The sequence below is a fragment of the Morganella psychrotolerans genome (assembly GCF_965118875.1).
In the GTDB taxonomy this organism is placed as follows: Bacteria; Pseudomonadota; Gammaproteobacteria; order Enterobacterales; family Enterobacteriaceae; genus Morganella; species Morganella psychrotolerans_C.
The window spans coordinates 114644-138107 of sequence record NZ_CBCPJD010000010.1 but is presented as its reverse complement, the minus strand read 5'-3'; the positions used below and the strand labels follow the sequence as shown (position 1 = coordinate 138107).

The 23464-nt window shown below is 46.6% G+C and carries 19 protein-coding genes; 7 read left to right on the top strand and 12 right to left on the bottom strand.

Features of this window, described 5'->3' with window-relative positions; translation table 11 throughout:
• Nucleotide 1: 1 nt before the first annotated feature.
• The gene (locus ACMHKJ_RS11655; RefSeq protein ID WP_413494100.1) at nucleotides 2-1567 is read right to left on the bottom strand and encodes a methyl-accepting chemotaxis protein; all 1566 of its coding nucleotides are present in this window, start codon (nucleotides 1565-1567) and stop codon (nucleotides 2-4) included.
• A gap of 444 nt (nucleotides 1568-2011) precedes the next feature.
• On the opposite strand from ACMHKJ_RS11655, the gene ACMHKJ_RS11650 reads away from it, so the two are divergent.
• Nucleotides 2012-3481 (top strand): amidohydrolase family protein, encoded by a 1470-nt coding sequence (locus ACMHKJ_RS11650; protein ID WP_413494098.1) that lies wholly within the window; start codon nucleotides 2012-2014, stop codon nucleotides 3479-3481.
• A gap of 200 nt (nucleotides 3482-3681) precedes the next feature.
• On the opposite strand, the gene ACMHKJ_RS11645 is transcribed toward ACMHKJ_RS11650, so the two are convergent.
• Entirely contained in the window at nucleotides 3682-5871 is a 2190-nt protein-coding gene (locus ACMHKJ_RS11645; RefSeq protein WP_413494096.1) for a TonB-dependent siderophore receptor, read from the bottom strand.
• A gap of 113 nt (nucleotides 5872-5984) precedes the next feature.
• Entirely contained in the window at nucleotides 5985-7409 is a 1425-nt protein-coding gene (locus ACMHKJ_RS11640; protein ID WP_413494094.1) for a DHA2 family efflux MFS transporter permease subunit, read from the bottom strand.
• 122 nt (nucleotides 7410-7531) lie between these two features.
• On the opposite strand from ACMHKJ_RS11640, the gene ACMHKJ_RS11635 reads away from it, so the two are divergent.
• Entirely contained in the window at nucleotides 7532-7969 is a 438-nt protein-coding gene (locus ACMHKJ_RS11635; protein WP_413494092.1) for a winged helix DNA-binding protein, read from the top strand.
• 8 nt (nucleotides 7970-7977) lie between these two features.
• Here ACMHKJ_RS11635 and ACMHKJ_RS11630 read toward each other — a convergent pair whose 3' ends face one another.
• Complete coding sequence (locus ACMHKJ_RS11630) at nucleotides 7978-8460, bottom strand: hypothetical protein (protein ID WP_413494091.1); 483 nt, start codon at nucleotides 8458-8460, stop codon at nucleotides 7978-7980.
• A gap of 246 nt (nucleotides 8461-8706) precedes the next feature.
• On the opposite strand from ACMHKJ_RS11630, the gene ACMHKJ_RS11625 reads away from it, so the two are divergent.
• The 5 genes from ACMHKJ_RS11625 (at nucleotide 8707) to acuR (ending at nucleotide 14601) form a co-directional block, all read left to right on the top strand.
• The gene (locus ACMHKJ_RS11625) at nucleotides 8707-9291 is read left to right on the top strand and encodes a class I SAM-dependent methyltransferase (protein WP_413494089.1); all 585 of its coding nucleotides are present in this window, start codon (nucleotides 8707-8709) and stop codon (nucleotides 9289-9291) included.
• Nucleotides 9292-9818: 527 nt separating this feature from the next.
• Nucleotides 9819-9926 (top strand): leader peptide SpeFL, encoded by a 108-nt coding sequence (gene speFL / locus ACMHKJ_RS11620; RefSeq protein WP_150384934.1) that lies wholly within the window; start codon nucleotides 9819-9821, stop codon nucleotides 9924-9926.
• A gap of 378 nt (nucleotides 9927-10304) precedes the next feature.
• Nucleotides 10305-12467, top strand: a complete 2163-nt coding sequence (gene speF, locus ACMHKJ_RS11615; RefSeq protein ID WP_413494087.1) for an ornithine decarboxylase SpeF — start codon at nucleotides 10305-10307, stop codon at nucleotides 12465-12467.
• 62 nt (nucleotides 12468-12529) lie between these two features.
• Complete coding sequence (gene potE, locus ACMHKJ_RS11610; protein WP_413494085.1) at nucleotides 12530-13858, top strand: putrescine-ornithine antiporter; 1329 nt, start codon at nucleotides 12530-12532, stop codon at nucleotides 13856-13858.
• Between the two features lie 98 nt (nucleotides 13859-13956).
• A complete protein-coding gene (gene acuR, locus ACMHKJ_RS11605) occupies nucleotides 13957-14601 on the top strand; it encodes an acrylate utilization transcriptional regulator AcuR (RefSeq protein WP_413494083.1) in 645 nt (214 codons plus the stop codon).
• 480 nt (nucleotides 14602-15081) lie between these two features.
• Here acuR and ACMHKJ_RS11600 read toward each other — a convergent pair whose 3' ends face one another.
• From ACMHKJ_RS11600 to aroQ, 8 genes are all read right to left on the bottom strand, one after another.
• Nucleotides 15082-16266 carry an MFS transporter gene (locus tag ACMHKJ_RS11600; protein WP_413494081.1) on the bottom strand — a complete coding sequence of 395 codons (1185 nt, stop codon included), beginning with the start codon at nucleotides 16264-16266 and terminating at the stop codon, nucleotides 15082-15084.
• A gap of 297 nt (nucleotides 16267-16563) precedes the next feature.
• Nucleotides 16564-17145 carry a TetR/AcrR family transcriptional regulator gene (locus tag ACMHKJ_RS11595; RefSeq protein ID WP_413494079.1) on the bottom strand — a complete coding sequence of 194 codons (582 nt, stop codon included), beginning with the start codon at nucleotides 17143-17145 and terminating at the stop codon, nucleotides 16564-16566.
• 1211 nt (nucleotides 17146-18356) lie between these two features.
• Nucleotides 18357-18653, bottom strand: a complete 297-nt coding sequence (gene fis / locus ACMHKJ_RS11590) for a DNA-binding transcriptional regulator Fis (RefSeq protein ID WP_067366866.1) — start codon at nucleotides 18651-18653, stop codon at nucleotides 18357-18359.
• A 20-nt stretch (nucleotides 18654-18673) separates the two neighbouring features.
• Nucleotides 18674-19645: a tRNA dihydrouridine synthase DusB gene (gene dusB, locus ACMHKJ_RS11585; protein ID WP_067401338.1), complete on the bottom strand. Its 972-nt coding sequence runs from the start codon at nucleotides 19643-19645 to the stop codon at nucleotides 18674-18676.
• A gap of 289 nt (nucleotides 19646-19934) precedes the next feature.
• On the bottom strand, nucleotides 19935-20819 hold the full coding sequence (gene prmA, locus ACMHKJ_RS11580) for a 50S ribosomal protein L11 methyltransferase (RefSeq protein WP_413494077.1): 885 nt from the start codon (nucleotides 20817-20819) through the stop codon (nucleotides 19935-19937).
• 123 nt (nucleotides 20820-20942) lie between these two features.
• A complete protein-coding gene (gene accC / locus ACMHKJ_RS11575) occupies nucleotides 20943-22292 on the bottom strand; it encodes an acetyl-CoA carboxylase biotin carboxylase subunit (RefSeq protein ID WP_413494075.1) in 1350 nt (449 codons plus the stop codon).
• Nucleotides 22293-22303: 11 nt separating this feature from the next.
• Entirely contained in the window at nucleotides 22304-22765 is a 462-nt protein-coding gene (gene accB / locus ACMHKJ_RS11570) for an acetyl-CoA carboxylase biotin carboxyl carrier protein (protein WP_413494074.1), read from the bottom strand.
• 17 nt (nucleotides 22766-22782) lie between these two features.
• Complete coding sequence (aroQ, locus tag ACMHKJ_RS11565; RefSeq protein ID WP_413494072.1) at nucleotides 22783-23241, bottom strand: type II 3-dehydroquinate dehydratase; 459 nt, start codon at nucleotides 23239-23241, stop codon at nucleotides 22783-22785.
• Between the last annotated feature and the right edge of the window lie 223 nt (nucleotides 23242-23464).

Sequence of the window (23464 nt, the reverse complement as noted above, 5' to 3'; positions counted from 1 at the left end):
GTTAAGCTGTTACCTTCGGTGTTTTTTCGATCCGGAACACACCGACCATTTCATTAAGTGTACCTGCCTGATCGTTGAGTGCAGAAGCCGCAGCAACGGATTGTTCAACAAGTGTCGCGTTCTGCTGCGTTGCAGAATCAATCAGCCCGATAGCACTGTTTATCTGCGTTATTCCGTCTGTCTGCTCATGGCTGGCGTGCCCTATTTCGTGCAGTAATGCATCCATCTGACTGACATTCGTGACTATCCCGCGTAATGATTCAGCGGCATCCTCCACCAGTTTCAGCCCTTCCTGTGTTTGCCCGGCTGAATTTTCAATCAATGAACGGATCTCACCGGCAGAATCTGCACTGCGCTGCGCCAACAGACGCACTTCACCGGCTACAACGGCAAAACCGCGTCCGTGTTCACCGGCGCGGGCGGCTTCCACAGCGGCATTCAGTGCCAGGATATTGGTCTGGAAGGCAATGGAATCAATCAGATTGATGATGTCAGACATTTTGTTGGCAGTGGCATTGATCGTGCGGATTTTTTCTGTCATCTGCTGCATCATTTCGCCATTGTGTTTTACCACCCCGGCGGTATCCGCCGACAACGCAGTTGCTTTCTGTGTATTGGCAGCGGTGTTTTTGACTGTTGCTGTTATTTGTTCCATTGAGGCTGCCGTCTCTTCCACTGAGCCTGCCTGTTCTTCTGTGCGGGCCGCCAGATTCTGGTTACCTGCCATAATCTGCTCTGCCGTGGCTGACAAACTTTCAGAGCCGTTTTTCACTTCGCGGACAATGTCCTGAAGATGTAACTGCATTTCAGACAGCGCCTGTAACAGAACACCGGTTTCATCTTTATGTGTGGTGTTTATATGCTGTGTCAGATCACCCTCTGCAATTGCCCTGGCAAAACGGACAGCTTCATCAAGCGGATCTGTAATGGTACGGACAATAATTCTGGCGAGTACGGCACTGATAATAATACTGATGGCCGTCAGTGTGAGCAGCAAAGTGCGGTTGGTTTTAAAATTACTTTCCAGCTGGCTTCCCGCACTTTTCATATGGTTATCCTGCAGCGCAATGAGCTGCATTACATTCTCGCGGTATTCCCGCTGGATCCCCGTAGTGGTATTGAGCATTTCATTAATAGCCGCCTGACTATCATCACTTTGCATATATTGTGTCATCCGGCGCTGTGAACTCAGGTATTGCTGGCGGACGGAACGGATATCTTTAAGGATGCGCTGAGAGGTTTCATCTTTGAGTTGCTCACCCAGTTCATCGAGTATCAGGGTGATTTTCTTACTGGTTTCAGATGCACCGGCAGCCATCTGCCGGATCTGCGGGTTCTTGTCGTCCAGTAGCCTGAGTTGCTGAATTCCCACAAAATCATGAAAATAATCAATCAGTAAGTTCGCTTTTACTGTCACCGGATAGTCATTTACAAGGATATCCCGGATGCCATCATCCGCTTTATTCAGGCTCATTATTGAGAGAGTGGAGCTGATAACCATCAGCAGAATTGAAAAACCAAAAGCCAAAAAGAGTTTCGTACTGATTTTAATGCTGTGCAAAAGCATCGTTCCTCCGGATACTCGTTAAATGACTTATTATCGGTAATTATATTAGAAACTTTATAAATTAATTAGGTTTACTTATAACGCCCCCTGATATTGATAAAAATGTTATTTCTTTAGCAGTGCTATCTTTCTTTCAAAGCGTAATCATCGATGTCAAAGGTTGAATGGTTATCACTTGTTGATATTTAGTGCTGATTTTTTGTGTGCTGGTGATATTAAAAAATACGGCTCATTCTTTTTTTATCTCAGCTTATCCATAAGGAAATAATGCTTATTTTTCTGAAAAATAAGCATTATTTCTGATTTTTTTCGTAAACAGAAAGCGCTGATGCTTTCCGTTCGGTGTAAAAAGTACATTTTATACTGATAATTTCTTTGTTGATTTTACAACCGGATTGTAATGTACTTGTTGGTACATTTTAAATGTCAACCAGAGAGACAATTATGGAAAATAATAAAAAAATTATCCGCGGCGGAACCTTCATTACGATGGATGAATCATCCGGCGATATTGTGAACGGGGCGCTGCTGATTGAGGGCAACCGGATAAGCGCAGTCAGTGCGGACATACATGCTTTTGATGCACATGCCGATGCTGGCATTATTGATGCTCAGGGTGCTGTTGTTACCCCGGGAATGGTTGATGCACACCGTCATAACTGGATGGCGTTGTTCCGTGGCGTATCTGTTGAAGAATCTCTGCCGACATTTCTTATCAATACATTCCATACATTCGGTGCACTTATGACTGCGGATAACATGTATGCCGCTGTTCTGAACGGAAACGTCAGTGCCCTGAATGCAGGAACCACAACGGTTTACGAAGTGAATGACTGTGTCAATTCACCAGAGCACGCCGCCAATGCGGTTCAGGCGATGAAAGACAGTGGTATTCGCGGGGTGTATGGCTACGGTATGCAGGTGTATGACTTTAAACCTGCCGGTTTCGCGTCTATGGATGCACGGCGCGCCTGCGCCCGCGAGATTTCAGACACATTGTTCAGCGGGCAGGATCGACTGGAACCCGGTATGCTGCTGTCCGATCCGGGAACTGTCCCGTTCGCGGAATTTGCGGCGCAAATCCGTCTGGCGGATGCACTAGGACTGAAATCAGCGACACACACCGGGGCGGCAAAAACATCCGTATTATTGCGTGGATTACGTGAGCTGGATGACCATGGTTTATTACTGCCGGGCCATATTCATGCGCACAGTAACGGGCTGACCGGGGAAGACTGGAAGCTGATCGCAAAAAGCGGCGGTCATGTGGCGAGCACGCCATCCAGCGAGTTACAAATGGGCATGGGATTCCTGCCTTATCAGCCGTGTGTTGAGTTTGGTATTCCGTTTGCGCTGGGAACTGATTTTGTGGGTGTCACAACTGATGACCTGTTCACACAGATGAATATGGCGCTGCAAATTGAGCGTGCGCTGGCAAATGACAAGGTTCATCAGCGCGATACGATGCCGTTTGAAATTACGCCGACGGTGCGTGAAGCGCTGCGCTGGGCAACACTCGGCGGGGCGGAAGTTCTGGGGTTACAGGATGAAATCGGTTCACTGACCGCCGGGAAAAAAGCAGACATTATTATTATCCGTCATAAAGACGGGTTTGCACCGACAATGCACCCGGTGGGCAGCGTGGTGCAGATGACGCACGCCAATGATGTGGATACGGTGATTGCCGACGGAGTCACCCGCAAGCGCCACGGCGTGTTAACCAGCGTTGATACTGCGGGGATTGTACACCTGTCACAGACTGCGCTGGCAGAGCTGGAACCGAAAATCAAAAAACTGAAGATTCTTGATGCTGAGGCGGTGGAAAAATTCTTCCGCATAGGTGAGCGCATGGCATCCTTCCATTTTTCGCAGGCGTACAGTGAGGAATTTTTTGCGCAGGCAATGAAGTCGTAATACGTATTTCATTTTTACGCTGCGGCGGGCAGCAGGTCTCTCTTGTGTATCCCGCCATTTCGGGTATTTCCGGTGTAGTACCGGCAATACCCTTTTTTTATCTATACCCTTATTCATTCAAACTGCAGGTTCGTTGGCCGCACTCCGCCTTCCTGCATCTTGAATGACGTTGGGTATACAATCTGCAATCTGTGATTTTGTTACCAGTGAACTGTCAGTGTTGTGGTTATCTGGCGATCATTTCCCCAGCTGCATGCGGCATCCGTAAAACAGGATGCAACATAATGCTTGTTGAATAAATTATTAATATTCAATGCAATTTCCGCATCGTCAACCGCGGGCAGATTATCCAGTTTGTAACGCAGCATCAGGTCAGTCACGGTATATGCCGGAACAGTGAAACTGTTTGCATCATCCCCCTGCGTTTTGCCGTTATAGCGAACCCCGCCACCGACTGTTACACCATTGAGCGGCGCATTGTCAAAGGTGTAATCCGTCCATAAAGAGGCAGTGTGCATCGGCACCATAGCCGGGTGATTATTGGCATTTTCCTGCTGCTGCCGGAAGCGGGTATCGGTATAGGCGTAACCGGCGATCAGGTTCCAGTTATAGGTCAGTGCCGCTTTAGTCTCAAGTTCAATACCGCGTGAGCGAATCTCCCCGCCCTGGAAACTGAAGGACGGATTGAGCGGATCGCGGTGCAGGCTGTTATTTTTTGTCAGCTCATACACCGCAAGGGTGGCAGAGAGGGCGGAATTATCCGGCAGAAATTTCAGCCCGGCTTCATACTGTTTACCGCGTGAAGGATCAAGCGGCTTACCGCTGACTGTCGCTGCGGTACTCGGCTCGAAGGACTCGCTGTAACTGAAATACGGCGCAAAACCATACGGCAATTGATAATTAACTCCGCCGCGCCAGGTGAACTCTCTGTCAGTCTGATGATGATTAGTGTCTTCTCCGCTCATATTGTCATGGCTGCGGGATTTACTGACGTTTTCGTCATAGCGACCGCCGAGGGTGAGTGTCCAGTCCTGCCAGAAAAGCTGCTCCTGGGCATAAATCCCCGTCTGACGATTTTTATTCACCGTGTTTGCCTGTGCCAGCGGCATGGTGGTCAGATTGCCGTACTGCGGTGAACGCAGATCCAGCGGAGCAGCTATTCCCATCTCATTAGTCATGCGGTTACGCAGCTGAGAGTAATCCAGCCCCAGCAACAGGGTATTTTTCCAGCCATTGCCGCTGATGTTATGGATGGCGTGGGTATCTGTCACCAGTCCGGTAAGCCGCTCGTCATTGCGGATATGGTTACGGGCAAGCGTGGAGGTGAGATCCTGCTGTGGTACACCGTAACAGGCGCGCGGGTTGCTGCTGCATAATCCGCTGCCGTAAATAGTTCGCCAGTTAGTGCTTATCTGCTGATAGCGCGCACCCTGATGAAATGACCAGTTTTCATTAAAAGTATGGTCAAACTGCCAGCCGAATAAGCGTTGCTGCCGTTCAAAGCGGTTGTAGCCGGGTTCACCTTCATTAAAACCGGTACTCAGTTTGCCGGTCGCACCACTGTCAACCGTCCCTTCGCGCGGCAGCCAGCCGTAATAGCCATTGCGCGGGGCATTCATTGCCTGTGCGGTGAACAGTAATGATGTGGCATCATCCGGCTGCCAGAGGTACGAGCCCTGCAATGCATAATAGCGTTCCCGCTCCCCCTGTTGCTGCTGATGCTGGTCGTGGATTGTCCCGGTCAGACGGTACGCCTGTGTTTCATCGTCATTAAGGGCATCACTGAAATCAAATCCCGTTTGCCATAAATGATGGTTCCCCGCCTGCAACCGAACTTCCCGCAGCGGTGTCATCTGCGGGCGTTTGGAGGTCATTATTACCACGCCGCCCGGATTGGACTGACCATAAATCACAGATGCCGGGCCTTTAATGACATCAATCCGCTGCATAAATTCCGGCAGCATGCGGCTTTCTGCGTACATATCACCCTGAACTTTTAATCCGTCCAGATAGATGTTCTGACTGACATTATGGAAGCCGCGCATCATGACACTGTCAAATACGGAGGAACTGCCGGAGGTGCCGGTGACAACACCGGGTGTATATCCCAATGCCTGTTTAAGTGTTGATGCGCCGCGTGCGGTGACTTCCTCCTCACTGATAACAGAAACGGAAGACGGCACTTTATTCAGTGGTGTGGCGGTTTTTGTGGCGCTGTCGCTGTGGGTGGCGTGATAGGTTCCGTTACTCTCAAGCGGATTGGCTGTCACAGGTGCGGCGGTCACGATTATTTCATCAGGTGCGGCATGACAGGCGCCGGCAATCAGTAATGCCGGCAGCGATAAACGGAAAAGAGAGCCGGAAAGGGAAGGGCGGTGAGGTGCAGTCATAAAAAATCTCATTTGAATGATAATTATTACCGTTATAAGTGAAAAAAAGGGGATAACGGGTCGGTAATAAGAAAAGGCTGCCGGTGGCAGCCATAAAGAATGAACTCAGTGAATTACTTAGTATCCGTCTGCGGGTGCGGTTTTTTCAGAAAAAACGACAGTGCCAGAGACAGGAAACCGAGCAGAAGGATGAACCAGAACACCGCGTGAAGCCCCGCCGCCAGTGCGCTGGTTTCGCCGTGCTCCGGGAACGCGGCATACGTCTTTTCGCGGTAAAAGGACATCAGCGTGATAGCCGTGGCAGTACCCACCGCTCCGGCAACCTGATAAAAGGTATTCCAGACGGCAGATCCATCAGCATACAGGCTTGCCGGCAGCGCGCTCAGTGCGGTGGTTTGCGCAGGCATAATCACGCAGGTCACACCGAGACAGAGAAACATAAAGGCAAGAACGATGTGCCAGATTTGTGCGGACTCACTAACTGAAAACAGAAACAGAGCGGCACTTGCCAGCATAAAGAGAGATCCTGTCACGACAAACGGACGGGCATCGAAGCGGTTATAGAGCAGACCGATCAGCGGGGAAAATATTACATTAATAATATTACCCGGCAGCAGCAGCACCCCGGCGAGAGCGGCGCTCAGCATCAGAACATCTTTCAGGAAGAGTGGCAGGATGATCGCGGCACAAAGCACACTCATCATACTCAGGATCATCAACAGCAGACCAATGACAAACATTGGCTGGCGGAATACATCCGGATGGATCATCGGTGTTTTCATCACAACCTGGCGGCGGGCAAATACACCGAGACAAATCAGTCCTGCCAGTAATGATCCCCATACTTCCGGGCTGCTCAGGCTGTGTTCTGCCATAATTGCCAGTCCGTATATCACACCGCTGAATCCGGCGGAGGAGAGCAGCAGCGAGAAAATATCAATGCGCGGGCGGGTTATCTCCCCGATAGGTGCCATGGCTTTCAGTGCGAGCAGAATGACGGCAACATACGCCAGTGCGCTCAGCCAGAAAATCGCATGCCAACTGAATCCCGTAAGAATAAATCCGGAAAGTGTCGGTCCCAGCGCAGGTGCCAGTGTGATGGCTATCCCGACCATACCCATCACCATTCCCCTCTGATAAACAGGAAAAATCAGCAGTGCGGCACTCAGCAGTACAGGCAGTACAACACCGGTGCCGATAGCCTGGATAACCCGTCCGAGCAGCAGCACGGTAAAGCTTGGTGCGAAAGCCGCAATCAGGCAACCGGCGAGTGAAACTGCCAGCGCATTGAGGATCAGCGTGCGGGTGTTAAACCAGCGCACCAGAAAGGCAGACACCGGCACGAAAACAGCCAGGGTGAGAAGGTAGCCGGTAACCAGCCACTGTGCCTGTCCGGCAGAAAGTGTAAATTCGCTCATCAGATTGGTGAGCGCCATATTTAATGCGGTTTCCCCGAACAGCCCGATAAATGTCCCGGCCATCAGTACGCTGAGCATCATTTTCGGGTAGCGTACCTGTTGTTGTGCTTCTGTTGTCACGTTATTTCCTCTGTTTCATCAACCTGGTTGACGATGAGGAAAATAACGCATTTTGCGATAATGGTCAACTTGGTTGACGTTGTGTTTTTGCTATACTGCACAAAAAGGAAAGGGGTAACTGAGTGAAAATTGCGTTGAGTGATCTGGATTTTGTCGATTTAATCAGTGAGCGGCACTCTCTGCTCCGTGAGCGGATAGATACCTGCTGGAATGCGCAGAGTCCGATCCGCATGGGAAATTCGGAATGGTATATCCTCTCAAGGATTAGTGATAAGCCGGTGTCCATTGCGGCTATTTCTGCGACTGTCACTATCTCCCGCCAGGCTATCCATAAATTTATCCGTCAACTGGAAGAAAAAGGGCTGATTACTGTTTTTGATTTGCAGGGCAGTAAAAAATTAAAAGGGGTAAAAATGACCGCACACGGGCGGCAGTGTTATGACGCCTATGAAGCAATCAAAGTTGCACTGTGTGATGAGGTTGGCACGGCAATCGGGCATGAGAATGTTGCTCTCATTACCCGGTTATTGCAGCAGTCCTGGTTCGGGGAAAAAGCCTGATATGTTTATTACGGGCTGACGACATCACTATGTGCCTGTACCGATGCGGATAATGTCAGTGTCCGGCTGGTGGAAAACAGCCAGTTGACCAGGCAATCTGCCAGTTGGTCTTTATCATCAAATCCGCTTTTTTCTGCCAGCTCACATAAACGTTGCCATAAAATACCTTCCTGCTCAGGGAGTTGCCTGTGCAACCGCATAGCGGCGGTGAGTTTTTCACTGACTTCATGCGGTTGCGGAAAGCGCGCCAGTGAGTGAGCATACAAGCAGTGTAAATCAGCACGTAACTGTGCAATTTGTTCCTTTCCGTAGTTCAGTAGTGCTCCGGCTTGCGCCACAGCAGGCAGTGATAACACCTGTCTGTCCGTCTCTTTTTCCATACTGCCGCACAGCGGTAATACCATCTTTTTCTCATTGATAAGTGCCGGCATATTCGCCAGAACGGCCTGCAACATAATGCAGAGATGATTATTGCTATCGATATTATTCATGTCTGTCTCCGGACGTGTTATGGCGATGCCTGTTGTTCTGCCGGTGATACTAGCGTGCAGAAAAAACGATGCTTCGCTGCCGGGCGAAATACCCTGTCAGATATCATGAAGAAAAGGAAAATACAGAACACTCCGCTTGTTGCTTTTTAAGTATTCACTTATAAATCAGGTAATCGTGTTGTGTTGCGTAACGCATCAGATATCAGTCTGCGCATCATAAAATAAGTTTATTTACAGGAGTTATAAATGTCAGGATTTTCATTTGCTTATGGTTATGGTGAGGAAGAGCATCTGGGCGGAAATGCGCTCGAAGGCGATCCGAATACATTTTGTCCGACAGTGTGGGACTACCTGATCAAGCGTTTCGCGTTACGATCCGTGCTGGATATCGGTTCAGGTCTGGGATTTGCCGCAGATTATTTTCACCGCGCCGGAATGCAGACGTTAGCGGTGGAAGGGCTGGTATCGAATGTTGATAACTCATTATATCCGGCGCTCAAGGTCGACCTTACGCATTCATCTGTTCACTGCCGTGTCGATCTGGTCCATTGTCAGGAAGTCGTTGAACATATTGATGAAATGTATCTGGATCATCTTCTTAATTCATTGGCCTGCGGACGTGTGCTGGTAATGACGCATGCATTTCCCGGTCAGGGAGGTCATCATCACGTCAATGAACAGCCGCCGGAATACTGGATTGAGAATTTGAAAAGATATAATTTTGAATTATTGTCAGAAGATACCCGGCGGATCCGGATCATGGCGGAAAAAGACGGGGCAATTTACATGGCGAACAGCGGAATGGTCTTTATCAACCGGAACCGTCTCTGAGTTTAATGCGTTTGCGGTAATTTATGTTAAGAAAGCACGTCATGAAGACGTGCTTTCTTAACGTGACTCTGCTGTCGGGATGACTCATAGAAATGACACCGGTAAACAGAGGAGATGTAAATAAAGTGTAATAATGTTAATCCTCTGAAAATGAATAATTACCCTGATAATCTGCATAATATAATTTACAAAGTTACTGGTCATAAATTAATATAAAATACAAACTTCCTTTGCTATATGTATTTCCATAATATAGATTGCCGGTCTATATAGTTATGGTTTATTTAAAAAACCCTGTTAATAATAAGATATAGACTGCTGGATTATATTTTACGTTACGTTATATCACTGGTTGAGTTAATTCATATTAACCCACATAAAATTAACATATTTTTTCTAATCCTGATTTAATATAGACAAAATTTGTTTTTTAATTGATATTTTGATATATATCGCATTATAGTATTTACAGTTGGATATATTAGTTCGAGTTCATTAGGAAGTGTTAGTTTAAAACAGGTGCAAAAATGGAAAATAACAATCGATTTTGGCCACATATAAGACGTGTTACACATCTGATGATGTTCTCACATCGCTCTTGCTTTAGTTTTAATCGTTTTAATGCAAAAAGGTAGTCCTTCTACTGACATCCATAATGTCATCAGCATATTGCTGTCGTATGGATCGTCAACCTCATTATCATTATATCCGGCACAACAAGTGCAGGGCTATACTGAACTCTGATTGATAATTCATATCCCGGCTTTTGTATATGCAATTCGTGAGTGTGTGATTTTTTCTTTCATTATTTTATGGCTGATATGCTGTAATTGTATGATTTAAAATCATCAGGTTACGTTATGGCATTGCTGTGCGTTATGGCATAAAAATAGTGTGATTTTTTAACTCAATATTATATTGAGGGAACAAACTCGCATTGTAAAAAAATAACTAAAATATTCATTGTGAATATTTTAGCAAGGGTTCTTTTGCAAAAAATATAGGTATTGAAAATGAATGATTATAAATTTGCTGTCAGCTATGATATGAGTGACTATATCATTACGCACAGAAATAGTGTGGATATCTTAAACACCGAATTTACGGATGTTGCTGTGATTATTATTTCTCTTGATGATATTCAGAATGGAAAATTAGATTTCATTGAACAGCATAGCTTTGGTCAGCCCGTTTTTGCTGTGATTGGTCAGAATGATATTATTCCGGCGGAGATCATTACGCGTCTGACCGGTGTGATTGATTTAAATAAAAATAACGGTGACCTGTACAGTAAGCAACTTGAAACAGCCGCACTGAAATATGAAGAAAGTTTATTGCCGCCATTCTTCGGTAGTCTGAAAAACTATGTTGAGAAAGGTAATTCCGCATTTGATTGCCCGGGGCATCAGGGAGGTGAATTTTTTCGTCGTCATCCGCTGGGTAATCAGTTCGTTGAATATTTCGGTGAAAATCTATTCCGCTCCGACTTGTGTAATGCCGATGTCTCTATGGGGGATTTATTAATTCACGAAGGTGCCCCGTGCGCCGCACAACAGCATGCAGCCAAAGTATTTAATGCGGATAAAACATACTTTGTCCTGAACGGGACATCGTCATCTAATAAAGTCGTTCTGAATGCCTTACTGGCACCGGGTGACCTGGTATTGTTTGACCGTAATAACCATAAATCAAACCACCATGGTGCGTTAATTCAGGCAGGGGCGACACCAATCTATTTGGAAGCAGCACGTAACCCGTTTGGTTTTATCGGTGGTATTGATGCGCACTGTTTTGAAGAAGACTACCTGCGTGACTTAATTAAAGAAGTCGCATCGGCACGGGCGGGTGAAAAACGGCCGTTCCGTCTGGCTGTTATTCAACTGGGTACGTATGACGGTACCATTTACAACGCACGCCAGGTTGTTGATAAAATTGGTCATTTATGTGATTACATCTTATTTGATTCTGCCTGGGTGGGTTACGAACAATTTATCCCGATGATGAAAGATTGTTCTCCGTTGCTGCTGGAACTCAATGAAAACGATCCGGGCATAATGGTGACACAGTCAGTACACAAACAGCAGGCTGGCTTCTCTCAGACATCTCAAATCCATAAAAAAGATCACCATATCAAAGGTCAGGATCGTTATGTGAACCATAAACGTCTGAATAATGCATTTATGATGCATGCGTCAACCAGCCCGTTCTATCCGTTATTTGCCGCACTGGATGTTAACGCCAAAATGCATGAAGGCGAATCTGGTAAACGCTTATGGATGGACTGCGTTAAAACCGGGATCGAAACCCGTAAATTATTACTGAAATCATGCAGCCATATCCGTCCGTTTATCCCTGAGACCGTTGACGGACGTTCATGGGGCGAATTTGATACTGATGTAATTGCGGATGATCTGCGATTCTTTAATTTTGTACCGGGCGAACGCTGGCATGCCTTTGAAGGTTATGCAGAAAATCAGTATTTTGTTGACCCCTGCAAGCTGCTGCTGACCACTCCGGGTATTAATGCTAAAACGGGAAACTATGAAGCATTCGGTGTACCTGCAACTATCCTCGCAAATTATTTACGTGAAAATAATATTGTCCCTGAGAAATGCGACCTCAACTCAATCCTTTTCCTGCTGACACCCGCTGAAAGCATGGCAAAAATGCAGCACTTAGTGGCACAAATTGCACGCTTTGAACAACTCCTGGAGCAGGATGCCCCGCTGGAAGTCGTTCTGCCGTCTGTGTATCACGCAAACAAAACCCGTTATCAGGGATACAGCATCCGTCAGTTATGTCAGGAAATGCATGACATGTACGTGAAATTCAATGTGAAACAGCGCCAGAAAGAGATGTTCCGTAAGGCACATTTCCCTGAGGTAAGCATGTTACCGCAGGCTGCCAATATTGAATTTGTCCGCGGTAATGTTGAATTGGTTGCCGTTGATCAGATAGAAGGGCGCATTGCGGCAGAAGGCGCACTGCCTTACCCGCCTGGAGTGCTGTGTGTTGTTCCGGGGGAAATTTGGGGCGGTTCTGTTCAGCAGTATTTCCTTGCGCTGGAAGAAGGTATCAACCTGTTCCCGGGATTCTCACCGGAATTGCAGGGTGTGTATATCCGCAGTGATGAAGATGGTCGCCAGCGGGCGTACGGCTATGTAATCAGACACTAAGTTTGCTAATACTTGCATGGCGGGGCAGGGATTAGCATGTCCCGCCATCCCGGGAGAGAAATATGAGTGCTTCAAAAAATAAAATGAGCGTATTACAGCTCACCATATTGACCGCAGTGAATATGATGGGGTCCGGTATCATTATGTTACCGACCAAACTGGCAGAAGTGGGGACAATTTCAATTTTGTCCTGGGTTGTGACCGCAATCGGGTCGATGGCGCTGGCATATGCCTTCTCCAAATGCGGGATGTACAGCCGCCGCAGCGGCGGAATGGGGGGGTATGCGGAATATGCATTTGGTAAGTCCGGTAACTTTATGGCGAATTACACCTATGGTGTTTCTCTGCTGATAGCCAATGTCGCGATTGCAATTTCCGCGGTTGGTTATGGTGCTGAATTAATGGATGCCGCCATGACACCTTTCGGCATCGGTGTTGCCACGATTGTTGTTTTGTGGATCTGTACGGTGGCGAACTTCGGTGGTGCAAAAATCACCGGGCGGATCAGCAGCATTACTGTATGGGGCGTTATTATCCCGGTTGTCGGTATTTCTGTTATCGGCTGGTGGTGGTTTAGTCCTGAGCTGTATGTTAACTCGTGGAACCCACATAACTTCCCGCTCTTTGATGCTGTCGGCTCATCAATTGCGATGACATTATGGGCATTCTTAGGCATGGAATCGGCATGCGCTAATAGTGATGCAGTTGATAATCCTGAAAAAAATGTGCCGATTGCTGTTCTTGGCGGGACGCTGGGTGCGGCGGTTATTTATATCGTATCGACAAATGTGATTGCCGGTATCGTACCGAATATGGATCTGGCAAATTCTACAGCACCGTTTGGTCTGGCATTCTCACAAATGTTCACGCCGGGTGTGGGTAAAGTTGTTATGGCGCTGATGATTATGTCCTGTTGCGGCTCATTATTAGGCTGGCAGTTTACTATTGCTCAGGTCTTTAAATCATCATCAGATTCCGGTTATTTCCCGAAAATTTTCTCTTCAGTGACCAAAGCCGATGCACCGGTGAAAGGTATGTTAGTTATTGTGGTTATTCAGTCTGTATTGTCATTGATGACAATCAGTCCGTCACTGAATAAGCAGTTTAACGTGCTGGTTAATCTGGCCGTTGTTACCAATATTATTCCTTATATCTTATCTATGGCAGCGATGATCGTTTTGCAGAAAGTGGCAAAAGTCGATCCGAAGAAAGCACGGACAGGGAATATCATTGCATTTATCGGTGCGGTTTACAGTTTTTATGCCCTGTATTCATCCGGTGATGATGCTGTCATGTGGGGTGCTTTAGCCACTTTCCTCGGCTGGACTCTCTACGGTTTTGTCTCCCCGCGTTTTGAAATGAAGCAAAACCAGGATGTGATGGTTAAATAACGGATACTCTCCGGCGGAATCCGCTTGTGCAGGTTTCGCCGGAGGATTTTTATCCGGTAACCGGCCAATATTATTGTGAATGACGGGAGATATATTTAATGACGGACACATTAGTCACTAAACCCAGGCGTGGGCGACCGCCGAAAAATCATGACTCAGGAATTGATGTCAGAGAATTACTTATCCGCAGCGGTATCGAGATGTTTACTGAAAAAGGTTATATGACATCGGATATTAACGGGATACTGAAAAAAGTGGGTATACCGAAAGGATCTTTTTATTATTACTTTAAAAGTAAAGAGCAGTTTGGTCTTGAGATCATGCGTCATTACGACAGCTATTTCTCACATTTTTTGGATAAGTACCTGTCTGATCCTGCGTCGCCACCTCTGACCCGCTTAGTCAGATTTTATCAGTCGGCAAAATCCGGTATGGAAAAGTATGACTGGCAGCGCGGATGTTTAGTCGGTAATCTCGGGCAGGAAGTGACTAATTTACCCGACGGATATGGCGGGATATTAAATATTATTATCAGCGGGTGGCAAAAAAAAGTGGAAGCTTGTCTGTCGCAGGCACAGGCTCTGAATGATATTTCAGCCTCTGTTGATTGCAGACTGATGGCCGTATTTTTCTGGATGGGATGGGAAGGGGCGGTTATGCAGGCTAAACTGGCCCGCAATGGTGAACCTCTGGATATATTTATCACTATTTTCATGAATGAATTGATCAACAATAAAGCATGACCGTGTTTCTGTGTGTTGCCCGCCCGGCAGCTATTGCAGAATAATTTATCAGATATCTCAGCTGTTAAAATAACCGGGATTACCTGATAATTTTTTTATAATTAACAAGATGACTGGTCTATATCTGTAAAAGGGCAATATTATACTTACGTGTATTTTGATTAAAAATAGTGGTCGGTATACTGTAAAATGTGATCAAATGCATGAATCACTGTTATCTGATTGATACTCGGATTGATCACGGTGAGACAGGGGAAAGAGAATATTATAGCCCCCGCATGGAAGTAATGAAAAACAAGGCCCGGAGATTTAAGTAAAAAGACACAATAGTTATTTACTATTGTGTCTCAGACTCTTCCCGTAAAACGGATACCGTATTTACAGTACCGGTGTACTGCCCACAAAATGATAATCCGGTAAAATAACGACCTTTGCATGTATTCATCGGGTGAGCCCGGTCGTCCTTTGCATATCAGTCACTCAAACTTTGCAACAGAGCCCTTTTTCTGCCGGTTTTTGTTTCCCGTTTCCGCTCAGGGTTTGAAATGTGGAAACAATCAGCACCAGAACAACCAGCGCAGATCCTGTCCATGTTGCAATTACAGGGTTTTGACCAAAGATACTCATCGAAAATGCGCTGAACATGGTTCCCGACGTGACGCCCATTGTGATAACGGCAGTGTGAACCGTCGTTACCAGATAGCCGGTACCACCTGCCTGAGTAACCCTTGTTATCAGTGCCGGGTTCATGGATATACCAATCAGTCCGACTATCAGCACCATGACGAGTGTTACCGCTTTGATATCACTAAATAGTGAAAGTGAGACTAACGCGACGAGCAACACGCTATGCCCGATACGTAGCACACCAACAGAATGTTCATCTGCGAACCGGCCTGCAACCAGGTTACCAATGACCGTACAAATTCCGTAACCCAACAGGATCATGGTGGTTGCGTCAGGACTGAATCCGGCATTATCCTGAAGCAAAGGTGTAAAAAATGAGAATGAGCCGTAAGCTGCGCCGATTGTCAGAAAGCTCACGAGGTAACGGGACCATAATTTAGGTGATTTTAAATTTTTGAGATCCTCCCTGGACTCATTCATGGTTGCTTTTGCCAGGTCAGGCAAGCCTGTTCTGACAGCGACGCTGACAAGTAAGGGCGCTACACCTAACAGGTAAAAGCAACTTTGCCAGTCCCATTGAGTTGCGATGAAATGACTTAACGGTAAACCTATTACGGTACCGATCATTAACCCGCTGAGCACAATAGATACTGAGCGGCCTATCTGGCCGGGTGATGGTGCCAATCTTGCTGCAAAGGTCAGGGCAAGGCCGAACGTTGCACCGGACAGACAACCCGTTAATACGCGCGCTAAAGCCAGCCACCAGTATGAATGAACAACCGGTGCAAGAATCTCGATTACCGCATAGGCCACCATAATCCGGGTGAGCATGGTTCGCGGTGATTTGCGCCGGAGAACATAGGCAATAACAGGCCCGCCGATAGCCATACCTAATGAATACACGGAAACTAATAAACCAACCTGACCCGTGGTTACATTAAGGTCAGCGGCTATGTTTGGCAGCATGCCTGCGGTTTGGAGCTCACTCATCGCGATGACTAAAATAACCGCCATCAGTATGTGCAAATTTCGATTCAACTTTTCACCTCTTGATATGATCTATATTTAGCGTCAATTAAACGCATAATATATTGATTAATAATGATTTTAATCTGGCATTAATCTGCCGGTGATTGCACTAAGCAAAGTAAGAGGTGATTGATTCCTTACCACCGGTGATATGAAGTGCTTTTACATGGGGGCTCATATTCAAAATAATCTCTATTGTTTATCGTTCAGTACAAAATTGGATGTGTGTCGGAATATGGAAATCCTCCGCTAAATGGTTGTTTACTGATCAAAAAAATGTGATGTAAAAAATGGAGTTAAGGGATATTACATTTTTGCAATTATCCCTTCCGCTGTGGCATTTAAAAAACAGGGATCACCGACGGTAACACCCATTATCCTAAGTCCGTAATACCCGGCAAGAAAGGCTTTGCTGGCAACGCTGCTATTTGGGGTAACCTGAAACTCTCCTGCTTCTATACCCCGGGTAATGACTTCATTAATCAGTGATTCTAACCGGTGGAGATAATGGCGGTTAATCGACTGAATTTCAGGGTCTTTAGGGCTTCGTTCCAAAACAGAATGTAAGGCCAGGCAGCCACGCGAACGTCCACTACCGAGGTCGGTGGCGATCCCCCACTGAAGCAATTTCATCAGGCGCTCTCTGGCTGTTCCCTGACTGTTCAGAATTTCTTTTTGAGCAATGATACCAACGTCCTGATAGTGACGGAGAGCCTTTTCATATAGTCCCTGTTTGTTACCGAAAGCATGGTAAAGACTGCCCCGGCCAAGACCAGTTTCCTGACAAAGCATTTGTGTACTGCTTGCTTCGTAACCGTTATCCCAGAATACATTCATGGCTGACTCAATCACTTTTTCGTCGTCATATTCTCTTGGTCGCCCGCTCATAAATCAGTACCTCATAATTCAATTGAGCTAAGTTAATCAGTTCTTGACCGATCAGTCAAGAACTGTATTTGACTGATCATTACACAATCAGGTGTTACTCTCCCGTGAAAAACGTAACGCACAGGCAGCAGAGTTATTTCACTGGGTGCTAAAACCTAAAAGGTGTTCCACTAAATGTGATGCCGAAAAACAGCAACAGTTTATGGAGGCGTATATCCAATTAAAGTCTGCCGTAAATAATGAGCTCATCCTGATTATTGATGACGTTCATTCGGAGCAGTCGACCAAAATTAATCATTCGCATGTAAAGTAAAAGCCCTGACCATTTTGCAATGTCAGGGCTTTTAAGGTACTGCATGTTTTACATTTAACATTAAATATGACTAACGTAATACTACTTTGATACTACTATTAAAAATGTACACGCTTGTTGCTATATGGTTTTACTCAATTATCAATCTCTCCATATAAACGTTTTTAAAAATTTCATCACTAAACGATGAACTAAACAAGTACACTTCCCCTCGCGATATAAACTCCTGATACGTTACCTTACTCCTGTTGCTTACCATTACGATTGCAACACCCCAGGTAAATCATAGCCTTACATCATCGCGTAAATCATATCTTAGCAATCGTACTTAACAACTAACAACTTACGTTGATACTACATTAAGAATATACACATTTGTTACTATATAGCTTTTCTGAATGACTTACATTCCATACAAACTTCGTTAAAATTAAAAACTAAGTAAGCATACTCCCCCCTCGCGATATAAACTATTGATACGTTACCTTACTTCCGTTGCCAATCATTGCGATTGTAACCCCCCCGGTAAATCGTAGCCTTACATCATCGCGTAAATCACATCTTATACTATGGTGCTTTAACAGCTAACAACATATATCTTGCTGTTGGAATAAATTTATCAAAAATAAATTTTATGTCAATACTGTTTTTGCTTACATAACTGAAAAAATAAACAGGAAAAAATAAATTAATATTTCAGAGTATAGAATTATATTAAATATGAGGATGATTTCCTCATTTAAAACAGTGGTTTTCAGCAGAACGTGGTTAACTTAGCTCGTTTTTACATCGGTGCAGATATTGTCCACTCCGTGTTATCTTAATATCCCAAACAACAAAAAAGCCTTTCCTGAAATACAGAAAAGACTTTTCAATTCAAAGCATTATACGTTATGAATCAATTCATGCCGTATTTTTTCAGTTTTTTACGCAGTGTACCGCGGTTGATACCCATCATTGTCGCAGCGCGGGTCTGGTTACCACGGGTGTATTGCATAACCATGTCCAACAGTGGCTGTTCAACTTCAGCCAGCACCAGCTCATACAGTTCATTAACATCCTGACCGTTTAATTGAGCAAAATAGTTCTTCAATGCCTGCTTAACTGAATCACGTAACGGTTTCTGTGTTACCTGATCTTGTGAATTTACAGTAGCGACGGTTAGTACGTCAGAATTTACGCGTTGTTCGAACATAGTTCTGTCAGCTCTTTTCTTTATTTACGCAAAAAATTTTCAAAATATGCTTCCAACGCCTCCAGCTGTTCGCCGGCATCCTCAATGGCGTTGAATGAGCGCCGAAACTGAACATCAGGCGCATGTTCCTGCATATACCAGGAAACATGCTTGCGGGCTATACGGGCTCCCTTGCCTTGACCATAAAAGTCATGCAATTCCCGTACATGCTCACACATAATGCGTTGCACCTCTGCACCGGGCAGCGGTGGCAACAGTTCACCTGTGTCCAGATAGTGCTGGATTTCCCGGAAGATCCAGGGTCTTCCCTGAGCAGCACGACCGATCATCAGCGCGTCTGCGCCGGTGTAGTCCAGTACTGCCCCGGCTTTAATCGGGTCAGTTATGTCGCCATTGGCAATAACCGGTATGGCAACAGTCTGCTTAACTGTCCGGATGTTGTCGTATTCGGCTTCACCATTAAAAAGACAGGCACGGGTCCTGCCATGAATTGTAATAGCCTGAATACCGCAACGCTCGGCCAATTGGGCAATCATTACACAGTTTCGTTCTTCCGGTGACCAACCGGTGCGAATCTTCAGCGTCACAGGCACGTCGACTGCATTTACCACTGCTGAGAGAATCTCTTCTACCAGTTGCGGATAACGCAGCAGTGCTGAGCCTGCCAGCTTGCGATTCACTTTTTTGGCGGGACAACCCATATTGATATCGATGATTTGCGCACCGCCGGCAACATTAATCTTTGCCGCGGCCGCCATTTCAGCGGGATCATTACCAGCTATCTGCACAGAACGAATACCCGGCTCATCACGATGTACCATGCGCAATCTCGATTTGTCCGTCTTCCATACCTGAGGATTGGAAGAAAGCATCTCTGAGACGGCCATACCTGCGCCCATTTCATAACACAAAGACCGGAAAGGCCGATCTGTAATGCCTGCCATAGGGGCCGCTATAAGGCGGTTTTTCAACTGGTATTGTCCGATTCGCATAGACGAAGAAGTGTGGCCATACTGTGACTGCAAGGGCGCGTATATTACGCATTTTTTCAAAGATATGAAAGGACAAACTTTGAGCAAATCGACCTTTAATGATGATTTTTTTTTATTGCTTTTTTAAGATTTTATTAATTAATGTTTTGTAACAATAAGTTAGGCTAAAATCAGCATTGCAGCGGGATTGTAATTTAATTTTCATAAGAAAATGCGCCTGCGGATTTTTGCTTATAATCTATTCACTAAGCAACGCAAGCGCACGATTTATATACAAAAAGTCTGAGTGTCAGTTATGTTTCGTCGCCGTGATCCGGCACCATTCTTCTTTTTCTGCAATCTCATCGATGATAAATGCATCACGATAGGCATCTGCCACACCTTCTGCCTGAGTCGCCAGCACCCCGGATAATCCGAGTAATCCACCCGCCTGAGGCAGTGCGCCGATGATCGGAGCCAGTTCACGCAGCGGACCTGCCAGAATATTGGCCACCACAACGTCTGCAACGAGCGTGTCAGGCTTTTCATGAGAAAGGTAAAGGGTCAGGTTGTCTGAGACACCGTTGCGCTCTGCGTTGTCTCTGCTTGCCTGAATCGCCTGCGGGTCAATATCAATACCAATGGCGGCTTTTGCACCCAGTTTCAGCGCGGCGATCGCAAGAATGCCGGAACCACAGCCGAAATCGATAATGGTTTTGCCGTTCAGATCCAGCCCGTCGAGCCATTCCAGGCACAGCGAAGTTGTCGGGTGTGTGCCGGTTCCGAATGCCAGACCCGGGTCGAGCATCACATTGACGGCATCGGGGTCCGGCACATCGCGCCAGCTCGGGCAGATCCACAGGCGCTGACCAAAACGCATCGGGTGGAAGTTATCCATCCATTCACGTTCCCAGTCTTTGTCTTCGAGCTGTTCAATTTTGTAAACAAAGTTTTCGCCCAGCAGCGGATGTTGTTGTAGCTGTGCGACAACCCATTCCATATCGGCGTCGGCGTCATACAAACCAACTAAGTCAGTATCACCCCACAGGCGGGTTTCGCCCGGCAGCGGTTCAAAAACCGGAGTGTCGTGACTGTCCTGAAATGTGACAGATACGGCACCGCTTTCAGTCAGTTCGTCACCGATCGTTTCAGCGTGCGCGCCGGTGGAATTTAAGCGTAATTGGATCCAAGGCATAACATTCTCTTTAAGCTAAGCGGCATCCGGCGGGATACGGCTTCAGATGGTGATTTCCGGACCCGCCGGAAAATAAAAAAGCCCCTGAATGACAGGGGCCTGATATAGGGCAGAAGATGAAAATCAGACCTCGTGAAGACCGAGTTTTTTCTCCAGATAGTGGATGTTTGTTCCACCTTTGCAGAAGTTTTCATCATTCATAATCAGCTGATGCAGCTCAATATTGGTTTTAATACCGTCAATAATTAACTCCGCCAGCGCATTTTTCATACGGGCGATAGCAATTTCACGGGTTTCACCATAAGTGATCAGCTTGCCAATCATGGAATCATAGTATGGCGGCACGGTATAACCGGCGTAAATATGTGATTCCCAGCGGACACCGAAACCACCCGGAGAGTGGAAGCGGGTAATTTTGCCGGGGCTTGGCAGGAAAGTATGCGGATCTTCGGCATTGATACGGCACTCGATCGCATGGCCTTTCACATGAATATCTTTCTGTTTAACAGAGAGCGGCAGGCCGGATGCGACACGCAACTGCTCTTTAATCAGGTCAATGCCGGTGATCATTTCAGTGACCGGATGTTCAACCTGAATACGGGTGTTCATCTCAATGAAATAGAACTCGCCGTCTTCAAACAGGAACTCAAATGTACCGGCACCGCGATAGCCGATATCGATACAGGCTTTGGCGCAGCGCTCACCGATGCTTTTACGTAATTCGGCGCTGATGCCCGGAGCCGGTGCTTCTTCAACGACTTTCTGGTGACGGCGCTGCATGGAGCAGTCACGTTCTGCCAGATAAACCGCATGTCCCTGACCATCAGCCATAATCTGGATTTCAACGTGACGCGGGTTTTCAAGGAATTTCTCCATGTAAACCACATCATTGTTGAATGCCGCTTTGGCTTCACCCTTGGTCATGGCAATCGCTTCTTCCAGATCTGCATCATTGCGGACAACGCGCATACCGCGTCCGCCACCGCCACCGGAGGCTTTGATGATAACCGGATAACCAATACGCTGAGCGATGGTGTGATTCAGCGGCATATCGTCGCTGAGCGGGCCATCAGAGCCCGGCACACACGGAACACCCGTTTCTTTCATCGCGTGGATTGCAGAGACTTTATCACCCATCAGACGGATGGTATCGGCTTTCGGGCCGATAAAGACAAAGCCTGAGCGTTCAACTTGTTCAGCAAAGTCAGCGTTTTCAGATAAGAAACCGTATCCCGGATGAATAGCCTGGGATCCTGAAATTTCTGCGGCAGAGATAATCGCCGGGATATTCAGGTAACTTTTCGCGGAGGCTGCCGGACCAATACAAATGGTTTCGTCAGCCAGCAGAACGTGTTTTAAATCACGATCCGCGGAGGAGTGAACAGCAACTGCTTTAATGCCGAGCTCTTTACAGGCCCGCAGGATGCGCAGTGCAATTTCACCCCGGTTAGCAATAAGGATTTTTTCCAGCATGATTCGCCTCGTTATTCGATGACGACCAGTGGCTCGTCAAATTCGACAGGTTCGCCGTCGCTTAACAGAATTGCTTTGACCACACCGGCTTTGTCAGCTTCGATCTGGTTCATCATTTTCATGGCTTCGACGATGCACAGGGTATCACCGACATTGACCTGCTTACCAACGTGGATAAAAGGTTTCGCATCCGGACTTGGTGAAAGGTAGAACGTACCTACCATCGGGGAACGGACCACATGACCGGCAATTTCTTTTTCCGGAACACTGTCAGCAAGGCCCTGAGACGGAGCAACAGCATTGGCTAACGCCGGCTGCTGAATCTGAGGAGCATATTGCTGCGGTACGGCAAAAGTCTGTATCGGTAATGCACGACTGATGCGTACTGATTCTTCGCCTTCAGAAATTTCCAGTTCAGAAATACCGGACTCTTCGACCAGCTCGATCAGTTTTTTTATTTTACGAATATCCATGAGATGATTCCGTACTCTTAGTGTTGAGTTAGTTGTGACAGACGGTGAACCGCTGCCTGTAAAGCATAACGGTAACCTTCCGCACCCAGTCCGCAGATAACGCCGGTGGCAATATCTGAGAGATAGGAGTGATGGCGGAACGGCTCCCGTGCGTGTACATTCGACAGATGAATCTCGATAAACGGGATACTGACAGCCAGCAGGGCATCACGCAGAGCCACACTGGTGTGAGTGAATGCGGCCGGGTTAATCAGAATAAAATCTGTGTTTCCCCGCGCAGCATGAATTCTGTCAATGAGTTCGTGCTCGGCGTTGGATTGCAGGTGGCTTAATGTCACACCACACTGACCGGCATCCATGGTCAGTGTTGCGACGATATCCGCAAGAGTGAGTGTCCCGTATTTCTCAGGCTCCCGCGTTCCCAGCAGATTCAGATTCGGGCCGTTCAGCAACAAAATTTGGTAACTTTCGGTCATCCTGCTGACATCTCCTGCAATCTTACGTAATCGCACAACATAACGCGATGTTAATGCGTTGTCACCTTTTTCTCATCGTATGCAAAATTATTTTTTGCGGATGAAGGGCGACATTATAAACATTTCATTGCAGTTCGCAGCAAAATACTGGTCTGAACAGGTCAGATACCGGCATAAGCAGGCGGATTAATCGTTATCACCGTGTGTCTTACCTGAACGGTTC